Below are 16,842 nucleotides of genomic sequence, written 5' to 3' on the forward strand. Positions count from 1 at the left end.
GTCCGGACCGGCGAGCCAACGATTGGCCGCGTGGTCCCGGTGAGTTCACCTGAATGTCGTTTTGGCTTTCTAAGTTTCCCCAGAATCCCCCCACGCTGCGATAAACCCAAGAACACAGCTAGAGCTGGGTAAAAGACCACAGGAGTGCCATGACGACGGTCCAGAAGAGACGTGCACGTGCGCGTGGAGGGGAGCTGGACGACTGCCTGCGCGCCTGCGCGGTGCACAGCGGAAAACTCGTCGGCAGCATCGACCGCCGCCGGGTCGAACTCGCCGAGCAGCTGCGCAAGCTGCTCGTGGTGTGGGGCACGACCTCGACGACCGCCGCCGTGCCCGCGCCGGCCGGCGCCACCGCCCTGCTGAAGCGGGCCGTCAAGGGTGCCCCGACCCCCTCCGCGAGCCTCGGCAACGAACTCCTGGACGCCCTGCTCGCCGTCGCCAACAAAGCCCTGGAGTGCGGCTACGACGACGAGTTGAACCTCGCGCTGGTCATCAGCGACACCGTCCTGGCCCAGCGCAAGAACTCCCGCGCCGGCTGGCGGCTGCGCGCCCGCCTGCTGGAGACCCTCGGCGAGGAGACCGAGGCCCTTCAGGCGTACGAGCGCTACCTCGGCCTCACCGACGACGACGGCTTCGGCGTCCGCGCCCGGATCGCCGGCCTCAAGGTCGCGGCGGACAGGGAACGCGAACTGTTCGCCCTCCTGGAGCGCCAGGTGCCGCGCGCCCGGGACTTCGCGCGCGGGTTCGCCACCGACGTGTGGGCCGAGGGCCTCGCCGCGCACGCGGTCGGCGACTGGACCGAGGCCGAACCCCGGCTCGTGGGAGCGCTCCTCTCGCTCGCCGCCGACCAGGCCCCGGTGCAGGACCGGCAGGACCTGCTCAGCCAGTACCTCGACCTGCGCACCGCCGTGCCCGGCGTCGACCTGCCCGCGCTGACCGAGGCCGTCGCGCTCTACGCCGAGCAGCGCCGCAGCCGGATGCGCGGCCCCGTCACCGACCCGACCGTCGGCGGCGTGCAGTGGATCACCCTCGGCGAGTTCCGCAACCAGATCGCCGGCAAGTCGATCGCCCTGATCGCCAACTCCGGCCGCGTCGGCGCCGGTTCCATGGGCGCCGAGATCGACGCGTACGACCTGGTGGTGCGCTTCAACTCGTACCGGATCGACCCGAAGAACACCGGCAGCCGCACCGACATCCACGCCACCATCCACAAGCACGGCTTCAACTGGGACCAGCACGTCACCACCCGGCTGGTCTTCGGTGGCATCTCCGGCGACTGGAAGTACTCGCTGCGCAACCGCCTGGTGCCGGGCGCCCAGACCTACCTCGGCGACGAGTCCCTGCGCTGGCCGGTGCGCAACATCGGCAAGCTCGGCAACGACGTCTGGTCGGGCATCCCGACCACCGGCTTCAACATGCTGTGGCTGCTGGACTTCCTGGACGTCAGCCCGACCCTGGACCTGATCGGCTTCGACTTCTACGAGAGCGGCGCCTACCGGGTGGCAGGAGCGATGAAGCTGGCCATCACGTCCGTGCACGAATACACCAGCGAGAAGGAATGGGTCATGCAGCGGGCCCAGAGCGTGACCGACATGAGGATATCCCTGCGATGACCACGACCTCCCCGAACCGGGCCGCCGCCGTCTCCCTGGCCCCGGCGGCCCCGCTGGCCGCCCACGACATCACGGGCAAGCGCCGGATCGCCTTCGCCAGCTACGTCGACGAGAACTACCTGCCCGGCTTCCTCGTCCTGCTCAAGAGCCTCGCCCTGTCCAACCCGGGCGTGTGCGAGGACTTCGTCGTCCTCCACGACGACCTGCGCCCCGGCTCGATCGCGAAGATCCGCGACCTGCACCCGCGCATCGTGCTGCGCCGGGTCGACGCCGAGCACTACGACTCGTACAAGAAGGGCGACCAGGACAACTACCTGGTCCGCAAGGCGTACTTCATCCTCGACGTCTTCCGGCTGCGCGAGTACGACACCGTCATCACGCTCGACACCGACATGGTCGTCCTCGGCGACCTGGGCGAACTGCTCAAGCTGCGCGAGGGACTCGCGGCCGTGCCGCAGTTCTTCTACGGCCAGCACAAGCTCAACTCCGGTCTGCTGGTGATCCAGCGCGAGTACCTGAGCGACGCGTTCTGCGCCCGGCTGGACGCCTGTGGCCGCAGCGGCGACTACGAGCTCGACAAGCACGACCAGGGCATCCTCAACGCCGTCCTGGACGGCGACTTCGTCCGCCTCGACCCGCGCTACAACTTCGTCAAGCGGCGGCTGTCGGGCGACCTGCCCGTCCCGGACGACACGGCGATCCTGCACTTCACCGGCCGGCACAAGCCCTGGCAGGGCGGCGAGGCCGGCTACAGCCAGGCCGAGGACCGCTGGCGCGAGTTCGACCTGTCCGACGCCGACTTCCACGCCGCCTACCTGGCCAAGCAGGGCGGCCTCCACCACGACCTGCTGATCCACTTCGGCACCCCGCACGTCGCCCGCACCTCCGACGTGGAGATCGCCCGCAAGGTGGCCGCCGCGCACATCGGGGCCGGTGACTACCAGGACGCCGTCGACGTCCTCAGCGGCGTCCACATCCCGCTCGACGCGGCCTGGCCGCACGAGGTGCTCGGCCACGCCCTGATGAGCGTCTCCCGCTACGCCGAGGCCCGGACGCAGCTGCTGCTGGCCACCGCCGCCCCCAACCGGGCCGCCACCGCCTACGCCCGGCTCGCCCAGATGGCCTGGGTGCACGGCGACAACGCCGAGGCCGTGAGGTACGCGACGGCCGGCCTGTCCGTCGACCCGACCCACCGCTCCAGCCGCCTGTGGGCGCAGCGCGCGGCCACCGTCCCGGCCCAGGAACTCGGCGCCCCCGAGGACCAGCTCGCCCACGTCGCCTTCTACATGGACCGCCAGGGCAACGCGGGCGACAAGCTGCTGCCGGAGAGCGTGCGCTCCGCGTTCGGGCCGGACACCACCTCCCGCCGCTGGCACCCGGTGCACGCCCACCGGCTGTTCGACGAGGCCGCCCTTCAGCGGGTCAACCGCCGCCGGGGCCTGGTGATCGGCGGCGGCGGCCTGTTCATCCCGGACACCATGCCCAACGGCAACAGCGCCTGGCAGTGGAACGTGCCGGACGAGCTGCTCCAGCGCATCGACGTGCCCGTGGCGGTCTTCGCCGTCGGCTTCAACGCCTTCGACGGCCAGTCGTACCGGGCCAACCGGTTCCGGGAGTCGCTGCGGCTGCTCGTCGAGCAGTCCTCCTTCTTCGGGCTGCGCAACCACGGCTCGATCGAGAAGGTGCGGGCCATGCTGCCGGCCCGCCTGCACGACAAGGTCCGCTTCCAGCCCTGCCCGACGACGGTCACCCGTCAGCTGGTGCCCGGCTGGCAGGACCCGGCCAAGCGCGACGACACCATCCTGATCAACGCCGCCTACGACCGCGCGGGCCTGCGCTTCGGCCACGACTACGGCTACTTCCTGGCCCAGATGGCCCAGGCGGTCCGGGATCTGGGCGAGCTGGCCGAGGTGCAGTGCGTGGCGCACTCCCTCGACGACGAGAAGATCGCCTTCGACCTGCGCCGCGAGCACGGCATCTCGCTCCCGGTGATCCCGATGTACGACTTCGAGAACGACGAGATCCGCGACCTGTACGCGCGCACCAGGCTGGTCATCGGCATGCGCGGCCACGCGGGCATGATCCCGTTCGGCTGCGGCACGCCCATCATCAGCCTGATCTCGCACCCGAAGATGGCGTACTTCCTGCGGGACATCGAGCGCCCCGAGTGGGGTGTGTCGGTCCACGACCGGCACCTCGCCGCGCGCCTGGTGGAACGCTCGAAGGAGCTGCTCGCCGACCACGACAGGACGGTCGCCGACGTGCACGGCCGGCAGCAGGAGCTGTGGAAGGTCACCGAGGCGAACGCGGCCGACCTGCGGGTCATCCTGGGCGGCTGACCCATGGCGACCGCCCTGGCCGACGACACCTGCGCCGAGGCGCGGTCGGGCGCGGGCGACCGCCGGTCACCGCTGTGGTGGCCGGTGGTCGCCCTGCCCGCCGTGGTGGCCGTGGTGTACACCGCGGCCACCCGCCGCCTCACCGGGGACCTGCACTACGTCCTCGGCGCCCTGCGCACCGGCGGCGAGGCCGGTTACTCGCCCTCGGAGGTCTTCACCCACCGGCCGTACTTCTACCGGTGGTTCGTCGCGGGCCTCGACCGGGTCTCCTTGGGGGACACGGCGGCGATCCGCGAGACCGTGATCGGCGCGGCCGGCATCCTGCTCGCCGCCGCGGCGGCCTGGGCGCTCTTCCTGGCGCTGGACCGCCGGGTCACCGGGCGCGAGGCGGCCCTCACGGCGGGCGCCACCGGTCTCGCCCTGGCCCTGGCGCCCCGCAACGACTTCCTCCAGCCGGAGTGGGCGGCGGTGGTGCTGACGGTGCTCGCCGTGGCCGCGGCACTGGGCCCGTCCCGCCCCTGGCCGGCCGCCCTGCTCGCCGCCCTGCCGCTGGGCCTCGCGGTGATGATGAAGTACTCCACCGCCGCCACGGCCGCCATCGGTGTCCTCCTGGTGTACGCCGTCGACCGGGGCCGGGCCGTCCGGCTCGCGCTGGCCGGGGTGCCCGCCGCGCTGCTCCTGTTCGGGCTGAGCCTGCTCGGCGGGTCCCACGAGTGGCAGTGGACCGAGGACATGCCGCAGATCAACCAGTCGGCACTGAGCCGGACCGGGATCCGCCCCGGCTTCATCCTCGACCGCTCCGTGGACTTCCTCGCCGACCGGGCGGTGCAGAGCCCGGTGCTGCTCCTGCTCCCCGGCGCGCTGCTGCTGGTCCTTGCCCGGGCGCACGGAGGTCGCCGGACCGAACTGGCCCTGGTGGCGCTGACCGTCGGCCTCGGCGCCCAGGCGGTCGTCATCGTGCAGGGCAACTGGTTCCTGTACCACGGCGCCCAGATGCCGGTGCTCGCCGCCACCCTGTGGGGCCTCGCCGTGGGCGGCGCCCGCCGCTCCCCGCCGTGGTGCTTCGGTGCCGTGTCCCTGCTGTACGGGGCACTGTCCGTGCTGTACGCCGAGGCGGACCACGGGCTGCAACGCCCGTACGTCGTCTGGGCCTTCGCCCTCGTGGCCCTGATCGCGGCCGTGGCGGACGTCATGCTGGACACCCGCGCCCGGGCGACGGACCGGCGTCCGGCACGCGGAGGGTGGCTGCCCGTCCTGGTCGCCCTGGCCGGTGTGGTCTGTCTGGCCGCGAGCATGTGGCCGGGCTCCCCGCACCTGGTGCAGTTCGGCAAGGTCAGGAGTACCAACGCCGAGTACCTGAGCGGGATGCGCGGCGCCGAGGCACAGGCCGGCCGGCTGCGGGCCCGGCTGCCCGAGGACGCCCCGGTGCTGTACCTGGCCTTCGGCGACACCACGTACTACGTCGGCCACCCCGCCCAGTGCCGCTACCCGATCGCCACGTTCCTCCAGCGCACCCGCTACCTCCCGGACGTCACCGAGCTGACGTCGTTCCGGGAGAACGAGACCTGCCTCGACCGGAACCCTGCCCCGTACGCCGTCCTGGACCGGGCCTGGTTCCGCCCGGCCCAGGTCGACAAGGACCTCTGGCGGCGCGTCACGGCCCTGTACGACTGCCCCCGCACGATGGACGGAACACCGACGGTGCTGTGCGTACGCAGGACGTCAGCGCAGCCCCAGTGACCCGGTGACCTCGCGGGACAGGGCCACCGAGTAGCTCTGGCCGCGGTCCTGGGGGTAGATCTGGGCCATCGTGACCAGGGTGACCCGGCTCATCGGGGTCTCGTGGGGCGGGATCAGCGCGCGGTACTCGGGGGTGACCACCGGCTGCGCGAAGCCCGCCTTCGAGAAGTGCCAGTCCTGGATCCAGGACTCGTCGAAGTCCGGGTTGACGCGGCGCAGGTACGGCAGGAACCTCGCCAGCAGCTCGGCCGGTTCGGTCGTGAAACGCCAGTCCTCGCGCTCCACGTAGTTGCCGACGTAGAGGACGTGCCGGCCGCCGTACACGGACGGGTCGATCATCTTCGTGTGCTCGACCACCGCGAGGAACGGGAAGTCCGGATCGTTGATGTTGAGCCAGTAGTACGGGATCACACTGCGGTCCAGCTCCAGCACGAAGCAGGTCGCGCCCAGGTACTGGTTCTTCCACACCGCGTTGTCGGCGGGCAGCCCGGCCGCCTTGGCGAAGGCGGGCTGCGGGGTCGTGACGATCAGCCGCTCGAACGCGTACGCCGAACCGTCGGCGCAGGTCACCACGGCGGGCGCGGCGTCCCCGTCCTGCCGGATCGACTCCACCGCCTTGCCGAACTCCACCTTGCCGCCGCGCTCCTCGACGCCGTCCCGCAGCGCCGCGTAGACCCGCTCGAACCCGCCGTCCACATAACCGAGTTCGAAGGTGCGGCAGTGGATACGGGCCCACAACCACGCCATCGACACCTGCTCGGCACGGTCGCCGAACTTGCCCCGCAGCAACGGCTCCCAGATCGACGCGGTGGCCTTCTTGCCGGCCCAGCGGCGCAGCCAGCCGAGGGCGGTGAGGTCGTTGAAGCGCTCACCGCCGCGGACCGCCTTCAGCACCGCCGAGGAACCGGCGAAGCGGACCGCGTCGACGGGGGAGAACTCCGGGAAGCGCAGCATGTCGAACGGGGTGGTGAAGTCGATCAGCCTCCCGCCCCGGTAGATGCCGGTGGTGGGCCGGTGGAAGCGGAGCGCGTCACCGAGGCCCAGCTCCTCGATCAGATCGATCATCGCCTTGTCGCTGCGGAAGATGTGGTGGTAGAAGCGCTCCAGCGGAACCCCGCCCACCTCCAGCGAGGCCGCCAGGCCGCCGAGTTCGGAGGCCGCCTCCAGGAGGGTCACCTGGTGGCCCGCGCGTACGGCGTCCCAGGCGGCGGTCAGGCCGGTGGCTCCCGCGCCGATGATGCCGAGGTTCATGCGAAGCTCCACTTTCTGTTGAGCACGAACTGGAGCGCCAGGACCAGCGGCAGCGAGCCCGCCTTGACCAGATTGGCGTCGATCCCCAGCGCGTCGGTGAAGACGAGGAAGAGCAGGTACGTCAGGGCGATGCCGGTCAGCCCGACGGCGTAGAAGCGCAGGAAGCGCACGACGATCCGGTCGCGCCGCTCGAAGGTGAACAGCGCGTTCAGAACGAAGTTGTTGGCGATGCCGAGGGTGGTGCTGAGCACGTTGGCGAGCTGCTCGTCCATCCCGGCGAGGTTGTGCAGCAGCAGGAAGGCGGTGAGGTCCAGGGCGACCCCGCTGCCGCCGATCAGGGTGTAGCGGACGAGCTGGCGCAGGGTGCGGGCCTCCGCCGCGGGCGGGGCCGCGGTCGTCTCAGCGCTCACCGTCACCGCCCCGCCCGTCGGTGCCGATCACCTCGCGCACCAGGTACAGCGGACGCCCCTGCGCCTCGCTGTAGATACGCCCGATGTACGCCCCGATGACCCCCAGGGACAGCATCTGCGTGCCGCCCAGGAACAGCACCACGCACATCAGCATCGTCCAGCCGGAGACCGTGATCTCGGGCCGGAAGAACTTCATCGCCAGCGCGTAGAGGATGCCGGCCAGCGACAGCGCGAGCACCACGAAGCCGAGCCGGGTGATCATCTTCAGTGGCGCGGTGGAGAAGCTGGTGACGCCGTCGACCGCGAGGCGGGCCATCTTGCGCAGCGGGTACTTGGTCTCGCCCGCGAACCGTTCGTCGCGGTCGAAGGCCACCTCGGTCTGCCGGTAGCCCATCGAGGCGACGATGCCGCGTACGAAGCGGCTGCGCTCGCGGTACTTGCGCAGCTCGTCGGCGACCTTGCGGTCCAGCAGCCGGAAGTCCCCGGTGTCCAGCGGGATGTCCACGTCGGTGCAGGCGCGCAGGACGCGGTAGTACAGGTGCGCGGTGGCCCGTTTGAACGCGGAGTCCTGCCGGCTGCGGCGGCGCGCGTGCACGATGTCGGCGCCCTCGCGCCAGGCGTCGACCAGTTCCAGGCTGACCTGCGGCGGGTCCTGGAGGTCGGTGTCCATCACGATCACCGCGTCGCCCTCGGCGTGGTCGAGGCCCGCGGTGATGGCGATCTGGTGCCCGAAGTTGCGGGCGAAGTCGACCACCTGGACGCGCGGATCGTCCTCGGCGAGCTTCTTGAGGAGGGCGAGGGAAGCGTCGGTGGAGCCGTCGTTGACGTACACCAGCTGCACGTCGAGGTCCGGGCGGCCGGCCAGGGCGGCGGTCAGTCCGGCATGGAAGGCCGCGATGCCGTCCTGCTCGTTGTAGACCGGGAGGACGTACGAGATCAGCGGCCGCCGGGCGGGCCCCGGCTCCACCGCCGCGAGCGCGACGGGAGCCGGAGCGGGGGCGGGAACGGGCGGTCGTATGTCCTGCTGGGTCATGTGGGCCCGGCCGCGGAATCGAACGGGATGGACCCGAAAGCTGTCTGGCGCATTGAGGGAAGCTATGGAGCGTTTGTGAACCCCCGCCGAACTCCCCCCGTCCGGAAGCCGACTTCCCTGTTTCTCTTCACTCCGGGTTCTGTTGGGAGGAATCTATTCCTGTGGGACCCGCGGGGTGAACAACAGATTCCGGGTCTTCGGCGGCCGGGGAGCGGACGCCGGTACGAGCTCCCCGTCGCGTTCGGCGACCCAGTGGGCGTCGTAACCGAGCGGGTCGAACTCGGCGAGCAGCGGGTCCAGGGGAGCGCCGGCCAGCGCCTCCAGCAGCACGGTCGGCCGGTCGCGCTCGAGGACCTGACGGGCTCCCCGCAGCACCGGCATCTCGTGGCCCTCCACGTCGATCTTGATCAGGTCCAGCCGGCTCCGCGCGAACACCTCGTCCAGGGTGCGCAGTGGGATGCGCTTGAGCTGGGCGTCGGCGGCGGCGTGCTCCAGGGTGGAGCCCGTCGAGAGCAGGTTGCCCGCGAAGCGGACGCTGATGTCGGCCCAGCCCGGTTCGCTGGACACCCCTGCCTGGTGGAGCCGGACGTTCTGGATGTTGTTCGACCGTATGTTCACCGAGAGGCGGGCGTGGACCTGGTCCACCGGCTCGAAGGCGTGCACCGTCGCCTGCGGGTTGGCGAGCGCGGCGATCATCGAGAAATAGCCGACGTGGGCGCCGACGTCGGCGATCGTCGTGCTGGCGGCGGCCAGCCGGGCCCAGGTGGCGAGGCTGCCCGGTTCATAGCCGAAGTGCCCGTTCCACAGGGCGTCGAGGGCCACCGCGTCGTCGTTCACGCAGAACATGACGAACGGCGGACCGTACGGGGAGTCGATCTCGGCGAAGCCCCGGTACGGGAACTTCTTCCGGTGGGTGCGGATGATGTCGCCCGTGGAGACCGGCCTGACCGATGGTGCGTGGGCCGGCCAGCATGCGGGCATTCGCTTCTTCGAGCTGGGGGATACGCATTGCGCGATCGTAGAGCCGTGTGCCCGGACTGTCATCGACTGCGCATTGTTCGGAAAAGGCCCGGCTCACCTGCGTGTGTAAGCCGGGCCTTTACCAGGGCGACATTCCGGAGCGGCCGGGAATTCACCCTGTGTTCGCTCAGCGCTTCACGGCCTTCTTCAGTGCCCGCGCCCGCCGCACCACCCGGCGTGCCGTGGCGTTGCGGGGCAGGAAGGCGAGCCGTTCCGGAATGCCGCCGGGCAGGCCGAGCGAGGTGAGCCGCTTGCGCTTGAAGTAGCGCTGGGTGCGCGGGCCGAAGTGCCGGGACAGATGGCGTTCCGCCGCCGGGCGCAGGGACGGGTAGATCTGCGGCTGCATGCTGAAGCCGACCGCGGTGACCAGGTCGTTCAGCTCGCCGGCCGGGACCGGGTCCTCGCCCGTGCGGCCCTCCAGGTCCGGCAGCACGGCGTCCGCCAGCACCGCCGGGACCCGGTTGCTGTTCTGGTAGGGCGTCAGCCGGTCCAGCAGCGGCTCGGTGCCGATCCGGGCGACCGGCAGGCCGTAGAAGGCGGACGCGGTGAACAGTGCGGTCGAGAAGCAGCCGACGACCAGTGCGGGCCGGGTCCGCTCGAACAGCACCTCGGCGAGCACGGGCGTGTCCAGGACGGTCAGGTCCACCCCGAGCTTCTCGGCCTCGGTCTCCAGGGCGCGGCTGTAGCGCGCCGGCGCGGTGGGGTGCGGCTTGAAGACGACGGACGTGTGCCCGCGGGCGACCGCGCCCCGCATCATCCGCACGTGCAGCTCCTCCTCCGCCTCGGGGGAGAGGATGTTCAGCGCGGACAGGTACTGGCCGAGCAGCAGCGCCGCGTCGTCCGGCAGCGGCGGCAGCTCCGGTACGGACGCCGCCAGTTCGCCCATCACCTTCAGGAAGGCGTCCGTCGGCACCAGGACCGGGGGCACGTCGAACTCGGTGAGCAGCATCGGCGTCACGCCCGGCACCAGGTCCAGGTGCAGCAGCCGCCGCACCCGCGTGCCGACCAGCGGGTCCAGCTTGTTGCGGGTGGGCCCGTAGCTCATCAGGCCGTCGGCGTAGACGTCGACGGGGGCGCCGGTGAACAGCTGGGCCACCGTGAGGGCGGGAGTGACCTGGATGGACTCCAGGACCAGTTCGACGCAGTCCTCACCGAGGCCCCACAGCAGGCGCAGGTAGCGCTCGAAGAGGGGGATGTCGTCGGGGCGCGGGACCCAGGCGCCGGGGTGGAAGGGGCGGATGGCCTCGTTCCAGGACAGCACCTCGTCGAAGTGGCCGCGCAGCGGCTCGAAGCCCGGCATCCGGTCGAGTGCGGGGGTGGTCTCCGGGGTCGCGGAGTTGTTCAGGACCAGCAGCACCCGGCGGTCCGGTTCGGTGAACAGGTCGGAGTCGATCGCGGCGGCCAGCGTGGCGGCGCCGTACAGCGTCGAGGCGCAGAAGATCTGCACAGTACGGGAGGGCATCAGGCGGCCGCCTTCGCTGTGGTGGCCCGGCGCCGCAGCCGCCGCAGCCGGGCGGAACGGCGCATGTCCATGGTCTCGAGCACGTCGCCGAGCGCGTCCTGCGGCATACGCCGTATCGCCGCCGCGCTCAGCGTCCGCAACTGCTTGGCCACGGCCGGTTCCCACTTGGCCTCGTCGGAGAGGTGGTGGGCGATGATCGCGCAGTAGGTGCGCACCGCCTTCGGCAGCAGCCGGCCGGCGTCCGGATCGGTCGCCGTCTCCTCGATCACCTGGTCGAAGGCGCGGATGAAGTCGAGCTGGCGGGCGTCGCCGATCTGGGTGAGGGAGGAGGCGACCCCGCGCCGGTAGAACACGCCGAGCAGGCTCACCACGGCGAACGACTCCGCCTCGCGGTGCAGCTTCCAGATCCACGGCCGGTCCTCGGCCGTGCGCAGCCCGGGGGTGAAGTGCAGCAGCCCCTGGTCGAGCAGGCGGCGGTGGTAGGCGCCGGCCCAGGCGTAGGCGTAGTCCACCGAGGTGGTCCGGTCGGCGGGCAGGATCGCCTCGCGGGGGTTCAGCACCTCGTTCCGCAGCCCGACCGGGGCCCGGTGCACGGTCCGGGCGCGGGCGGTGGCCTGCACATGGTCGGTGCGGACGAAATCGCAGCCCAACCCCTCGATGGCCGACACCAGTTCGGAGAGGTAGCCGGGAGCCAGCCAGTCGTCGCCGTCCAGGAACGTCAGATACTCGCCCCGCGCGGCGTCCAGTCCGGTGTTGCGCGCGGTGGCGAGTCCCCGGTTCTCGTCGTGGCGGACGAGACGGACCTGGGCGACGTCCGACAACTCCTCGGCCGCGCGTTCCAGTATGGCCGGAGTGTCGTCCTTCGATTTGTCGTCGACCAGCACGAACTCAAAATCCCGCCGAGCGTTCAGTCGAAGGCTTCTGAGGGTGTCCGGGGCGTATTGCTGCACGTTGTAGAACGGCACGATCACGGAAAGCTTTGGCACCCGAGAAACATTAGAAGGCCGCCCGGCTGCGGAACTTTCCGGTACGCGGACAGGCGGTGAACTCAATGTGTCGAAACGGTGCCTCCCGTGTACTTTCCGCTCCCCGGCGGGCCAGTTCGGCTCTCGGTGGGCTGTTGTTAACTTTTCGTTGCGGCCTGGTTGGGCCGGACCTAGAAATTGCTTCCTAGCGTCTGGGACGTGCCGTCAAGTACAACGAAGTCCCCGCGCATCGCCGTCCTCGCGGACTCGGACACCCGCTGGAAATGGGGTGCGCTGACCGCGGACCGCATCACTCCGGGCCCGCCCATGGAAGCCGCAGCGCGCGAGGGCACGCCAGCCCGCCCCGCGCTGAGCGGATTCCTGCTGCGCGGCCGGTCCACGCCCACCGCCCGCCAACTGGAGGAGGTCGGCGTGCACGCCGACTCCCTGCGCGAGGTGACGGCCGTGGAGTTCCTGCGCGCCATGGCCGAGGAGTCGTACGACATCGTCGTGCTCGCCCTCGTCGGCGGTGGAGTGCAGGCGATGCTGCACGGCCTCAAGCGGGTGTGGGAGGGCCGCCGGAAGCGGCCCGTGGTCGTCACCGGCTATGTCGGCGTCGTCTACGAGAAGCTCGCCGACGGCCTGCTGCTACGGCACGGCGCGGACCTCGTCCTCGCCAACTCCCGCCAGGACGCGGAGCGTTTCCGCGCGGTGTACGAGGGGGTGGGCGCCGACGCCTCGTCGGTGACCGAGGTGGCGCTGCCGTTCCTCGGCGGAGCCCCCTACGCCGGTGAACACGACCCGTACACGGTGGTGTTCGCCGCCCAGCCGTCCGTACCGGACAGCCGCAAGGACCGTACGTACCTGCTGGAGCGGCTGGTCCGGCACGCGCGGCTGCACCCCGGGCGCGAGGTGCTGCTCAAGCTGCGCTCCAAGCCGGGCGAACACACCACGCACATCGAGGAGCTGCCCTACCAGAAGCTGGCACAGCGGCTCGACGCCCCGGCCAACTTCCGCATGGTGTACGGCAACATGGGCGAGGTCCTGGACCGGACCGACCTCCTGGTGACCGTCAGCTCCACGGCCGCCCTGGAGTCCCTGCACCGCCGGATCCCGACCGTCGTCCTCACCGACCTCGGTGTCCGCGAGACGCTCGGCAACCACCACTTCGTCGGCTCCGGCTGCCTCGCCTCCTGGGACCAGCTCGACGACGGCCACCGGCCGGCGCCCGACGAGGAGTGGGTGGCCCGGCAGGGCGTCGCGGCCGTGGGTTCCCCCGCCGGGGCGGGCTCGTACGCCCACGCCTTCGACGCGGCCCGCGAACGCATCACCAAGCTGCTCGGCCGGCCCGGCGGCCTGCCGCCGCTGACCCCGTACTACACACCCGCGACCGCGCCCGGCTATCTGCCCGGCATCCTCGCCCGCCACCACCTCGGCCCGGACGGCACCCCGCTGCCCGGCGCCCCCGCCGCCGACAAGGAGCCGGGCCCGGTACGGCAGGTCGTGCGCCGGGCGGCGCGCGGCGCCTACCGGCACGGCGTGCAGCGAGTCGCCCCCGTCATCCGGCGGATGGGCGAGCTGTGAGCCGCCCGATCCCACGCCAAGGAGCAGTTCCCATGACCAACTCGCAGACGGGCCACCGGCCTTCGGTGCGCCGGGTGCTCGCGGTGATCCCCGCGCGCGGCGGCTCCAAGGGCGTGCCCGCCAAGAACCTCGCCCCCGTCGGCGGTGTCCCGCTGGTGACGCGGGCGGTGCGCGAGTGCCGCGCCACCCGGCTGGTGACGGACGTCGTGGTGTCCACCGACGACCAGGCCATCGCCGCCGCGGCCCGCCAGGCCGGCGCGGAGGTCGTGCTGCGGCCCGCCGCCATCGCCGGCGACACGGCGACCTCGGAGGCCGCGGTCCTGCACGCCATGGACGCGCACGAGGCCCTGCACGGGGCACCCGTCGACGTCGTCCTGCTGGTGCAGTGCACCAGCCCCTTCATCGCCCGCGAGGACATCGACGGGGTGGCCGGAGCGGTCGCCGACAACGGCGCCGACACCGCGGTGACCGTGGCCCCCTTCCACGGCTTCATCTGGCGGGACGCGGACACCGAGGCCACCTCCGACGACGCCACCGGCGGCTACGGCGTCAACCACGACAAGTCCTTCCGCCCCCGCCGCCAGGACCGCCCCCAGGACCTCCTGGAGACCGGCGCCGCCTACGCGATGGAGGCGACGGGCTTCCGCGAGCACCAGCACCGCTTCTTCGGGCACACGGAGCTCGTCCGCACGGACCCGGCCCGCGTGCTGGAGATCGACGACCCGCACGACCTCGCCCGGGCCCGGGCACTGGCGCCGCTGTTCGACGCGGACCGGCCCGGCGCCCTCCCGACCGCCGACGACATCGACGCGGTCGTCCTGGACTTCGACGGCACCCAGACCGACGACCGGGTGCTGATCGACGCCGATGGAAAGGAGTTCGTCTCCGTGCACCGCGGGGACGGCCTCGGCATCGCCGCCCTGCGCAGGAGCGGCCTGAACATGCTGATCCTCTCCACGGAGCAGAACCCGGTCGTCGCCGCCCGGGCCCGGAAGCTCAAGCTCCCGGTCCTGCACGGCATCGACCGGAAGGACCTCGCGCTGAAGCAGTGGTGCGAGGAGCAGGGCATCGCGCCGGAGCGCGTGCTCTACGTCGGCAACGACGTCAACGACCTCCCGTGCTTCGCCCTCGTCGGCTGGCCCGTGGCGGTCGCGAGCGCCCACGACGTCGTGCGCGGCGCCGCACGCGCGGTCACCACCGTCCCCGGTGGCGACGGCGCGATCCGAGAGATCGCCAGCTGGATCCTCGGCCCCTCTCTCGACTCCCTCAACAAGTAAGGACAGTTCCCGCCATGAGCACCAACTCCCGTCTGCGTCAGTTCGGTTCGAAGACCGCCGGCCCGGGTCGCCCCGTCTACATCTGCGGCGAGATCGGCATCAACCACAACGGCGAGCTGGAGAACGCCTTCAAGCTCATCGACGTGGCCGCCGAGGCCGGCTGTGACGCCGTCAAGTTCCAGAAGCGCACGCCCGAGATCTGCACCCCGCGCGACCAGTGGGACATCGAGCGCGACACCCCCTGGGGCCGCATGACGTACATCGACTACCGCCACCGCGTGGAGTTCGGCGAGGACGAGTACCGGCAGATCGACGCGCACTGCAAGGAGAAGGGGATCGCCTGGTTCGCCTCCCCGTGGGACACCGAGGCCGTCGCCTTCCTGGAGAAGTTCGACGTCCCCGCCCACAAGGTGGCCTCCGCCTCCCTGACCGACGACGAGCTGCTGCGCGAGCTGCGCGCCACCGGCCGCACGGTCATCCTCTCCACCGGCATGTCGACCCCGAAGCAGATCCGCCACGCGGTGGAGGTCCTCGGCAGCGACAACATCCTGCTCTGCCACGCCACCTCGACGTACCCGGCCAAGGCCGAGGAGCTCAACCTCCGGGTGATCAACACCCTCCAGGCCGAGTACCCGAACGTCCCGATCGGCTACTCCGGCCACGAGACGGGCCTGCAGACCACCCTCGCGGCGGTCGCCCTCGGCGCCACCTTCGTCGAGCGCCACATCACCCTGGACCGCGCGATGTGGGGCTCCGACCAGGCCGCCTCCGTCGAGCCGCAGGGCCTCACGCGTCTGGTGCGCGACATCCGCACCATCGAGGCCTCCCTCGGCGACGGCGTCAAGAAGGTCTACGAGTCCGAGCTCGGCCCGATGAAGAAGCTGCGCCGCGTCAGCGGTGTCGTCGCCGAGGCGGAGATCGCCGCGGCGGCGGGCGAGCCGGTCTCGGTCTGACCCCCACCCACCAGAGCATCACTCACGACGGGACGGTCGTTTCGTAGATGAGCCGCCGCGCCGGATCCGCCGGCCCCCGCACCCTCGCCTTCGTGGAGAGTCCGGTACAGCTGCTGAACGTGCTGGAGTGGGCGCACGAGCACGCCCGCACGCGGGAGCACGAGGACGCACCCGGCGCGGGGCTCACCCTCGTCGTCCTGTCCCCGATCGACCCCATGACCCGCGGCCAACTGCGCCGCATGGCCGAACTCGCCCGCGAGGAGGGCCACGAGGTCCGCTGGGAGGAGGCGCGGGGTGGTGCCATGGCCCCGTTCCAGACCATCGGCGGCCTGACCGGGATGCTCCGGCGGGCCGACCGGGTCGTCCTCGGCGACCCCTTCTCCCGCTACGTCCAGCTGCTGCTGACGATCACCCGCGCCCGCGACCTGGTCGTGGTCGACGACGGCACGGCGACCATGGAGTTCGTCGCCCAGCTGGCCAGCGGTGAGCGCCTGGTCCGCTGGCACCGCAAGGGCGGCCGGCCCGGTCCCCGGGACCTGGTCTTCGCGCCGGTGTCGTCGGTGGCCCGCAGGCGGCTGACGCCGAGCGAGGACCACCGGGTGGAGATCTTCTCCTCCATGCCGATGGAGGAGCCCCCGGCCGGGGTCACGGTCACCGCGAACACCTTCGCCTGGACACGCGGCCGGTTCGGCCCGCCCCGGATCACCAAGGGCGCCGACATGGTCGGCACCTCACTGGTGGAGACGGGGGTCGTCGACACCGACCGCTATCTGGAGGCCGTCCAGTCCCTGGCGAAGACGCACGGGGCGACCCGGTACTTCGCCCACCGCCGCGAGAGCACGGAGAAGCTCCACCGGCTGGCCGTGGAATCGGGACTGGAGATCGTCCGCCCCGACCTCCCCCTGGAACTGATCGCCCGCCGCGGCCCGGTCGGCCGGACGATCCTCAGCTTCCCCTCGACCGTGGTCCACACCCTCCCGCTGGCCCTGGCCGGCACGGAGGTACGGGTCGCGGTCTGCGACATCGACCCCGACTGGCTCACCGACAAGGCCTCCCCGCGGGCCCAGGGCTTCCTGTCCGGCGTGACGGGCACGGCCCGCGACGTCCACCGCCTGTCGGCGGTCACGGCGGTCTAGTGCCGCGGCAGGCAACGTTTGCGCGACGGGGCGAACGTTGCCTGCCACGGCACAAGCAG

General features: G+C 71.3%; 13 protein-coding genes. 7 read left to right on the plus strand and 6 right to left on the minus strand.

Annotated features, from left to right (window positions below):
* Positions 1-149: 149 nt before the first annotated feature.
* From QQS16_RS25745 to QQS16_RS25755, 3 genes are read left to right on the plus strand one after another with little or no spacing between them, the layout of a single operon-like run.
* Positions 150-1,613, plus strand: a complete 1,464-nt coding sequence (locus QQS16_RS25745) for a glycosyltransferase family 29 protein (RefSeq protein ID WP_286064223.1) — start codon at positions 150-152, stop codon at positions 1,611-1,613.
* Positions 1,610-3,952, plus strand: a complete 2,343-nt coding sequence (locus QQS16_RS25750) for a glycosyltransferase (RefSeq protein ID WP_286064224.1) — start codon at positions 1,610-1,612, stop codon at positions 3,950-3,952. The genes QQS16_RS25745 and QQS16_RS25750 overlap by 4 nt, the downstream gene beginning before the upstream one ends.
* A gap of 3 nt (positions 3,953-3,955) precedes the next feature.
* Entirely contained in the window at positions 3,956-5,692 is a 1,737-nt protein-coding gene (locus QQS16_RS25755; protein ID WP_286064225.1) for a hypothetical protein, read from the plus strand.
* On the opposite strand, the gene QQS16_RS25760 is transcribed toward QQS16_RS25755, so the two are convergent.
* The 6 genes from QQS16_RS25760 to QQS16_RS25785 all read right to left on the minus strand — a co-directional run bounded on the left by QQS16_RS25760 (position 5,675) and on the right by QQS16_RS25785 (position 11,854).
* A complete protein-coding gene (locus tag QQS16_RS25760) occupies positions 5,675-6,943 on the minus strand; it encodes an NAD(P)/FAD-dependent oxidoreductase (RefSeq protein WP_286064226.1) in 1,269 nt (422 codons plus the stop codon). The genes QQS16_RS25755 and QQS16_RS25760 overlap by 18 nt on opposite strands.
* The gene (locus tag QQS16_RS25765; RefSeq protein ID WP_286064227.1) at positions 6,940-7,353 is read right to left on the minus strand and encodes a GtrA family protein; all 414 of its coding nucleotides are present in this window, start codon (positions 7,351-7,353) and stop codon (positions 6,940-6,942) included. The genes QQS16_RS25760 and QQS16_RS25765 overlap by 4 nt, the downstream gene beginning before the upstream one ends.
* Positions 7,343-8,386 (minus strand): glycosyltransferase family 2 protein, encoded by a 1,044-nt coding sequence (locus QQS16_RS25770; RefSeq protein WP_286064228.1) that lies wholly within the window; start codon positions 8,384-8,386, stop codon positions 7,343-7,345. Before QQS16_RS25770 ends, QQS16_RS25765 begins: the two co-directional genes overlap by 11 nt.
* Before the next feature lie 153 nt (positions 8,387-8,539).
* Entirely contained in the window at positions 8,540-9,367 is an 828-nt protein-coding gene (locus QQS16_RS25775; protein WP_286064229.1) for an FkbM family methyltransferase, read from the minus strand.
* A gap of 166 nt (positions 9,368-9,533) precedes the next feature.
* Entirely contained in the window at positions 9,534-10,868 is a 1,335-nt protein-coding gene (locus QQS16_RS25780; protein WP_286064230.1) for an alpha-2,8-polysialyltransferase family protein, read from the minus strand.
* Positions 10,868-11,854, minus strand: a complete 987-nt coding sequence (locus tag QQS16_RS25785) for a glycosyltransferase family 2 protein (protein ID WP_286064231.1) — start codon at positions 11,852-11,854, stop codon at positions 10,868-10,870. Before QQS16_RS25785 ends, QQS16_RS25780 begins: the two co-directional genes overlap by 1 nt.
* Positions 11,855-12,052: 198 nt before the next feature.
* Between QQS16_RS25785 and QQS16_RS25790 the strand changes: the two genes are divergently transcribed.
* Genes QQS16_RS25790 through QQS16_RS25805 form a run of 4 tightly spaced genes read left to right on the plus strand, consistent with a single transcriptional unit; the run spans position 12,053 to position 16,783 of the window.
* Positions 12,053-13,417 (plus strand): DUF6716 putative glycosyltransferase, encoded by a 1,365-nt coding sequence (locus QQS16_RS25790; RefSeq protein ID WP_286064232.1) that lies wholly within the window; start codon positions 12,053-12,055, stop codon positions 13,415-13,417.
* A gap of 32 nt (positions 13,418-13,449) precedes the next feature.
* On the plus strand, positions 13,450-14,694 hold the full coding sequence (locus tag QQS16_RS25795) for an N-acylneuraminate cytidylyltransferase (protein WP_286064233.1): 1,245 nt from the start codon (positions 13,450-13,452) through the stop codon (positions 14,692-14,694).
* 14 nt (positions 14,695-14,708) lie between these two features.
* On the plus strand, positions 14,709-15,647 hold the full coding sequence (locus QQS16_RS25800; protein ID WP_286064234.1) for an N-acetylneuraminate synthase family protein: 939 nt from the start codon (positions 14,709-14,711) through the stop codon (positions 15,645-15,647).
* A gap of 47 nt (positions 15,648-15,694) precedes the next feature.
* Positions 15,695-16,783, plus strand: coding sequence for a hypothetical protein (locus tag QQS16_RS25805; RefSeq protein ID WP_286064235.1), 1,089 nt, complete (start codon positions 15,695-15,697; stop codon positions 16,781-16,783).
* Positions 16,784-16,842: the final 59 nt, after the last annotated feature.

The sequence above is a fragment of the Streptomyces sp. ALI-76-A genome, from assembly GCF_030287445.1.
GTDB lineage: Bacteria > Actinomycetota > Actinomycetes > Streptomycetales > Streptomycetaceae > Streptomyces.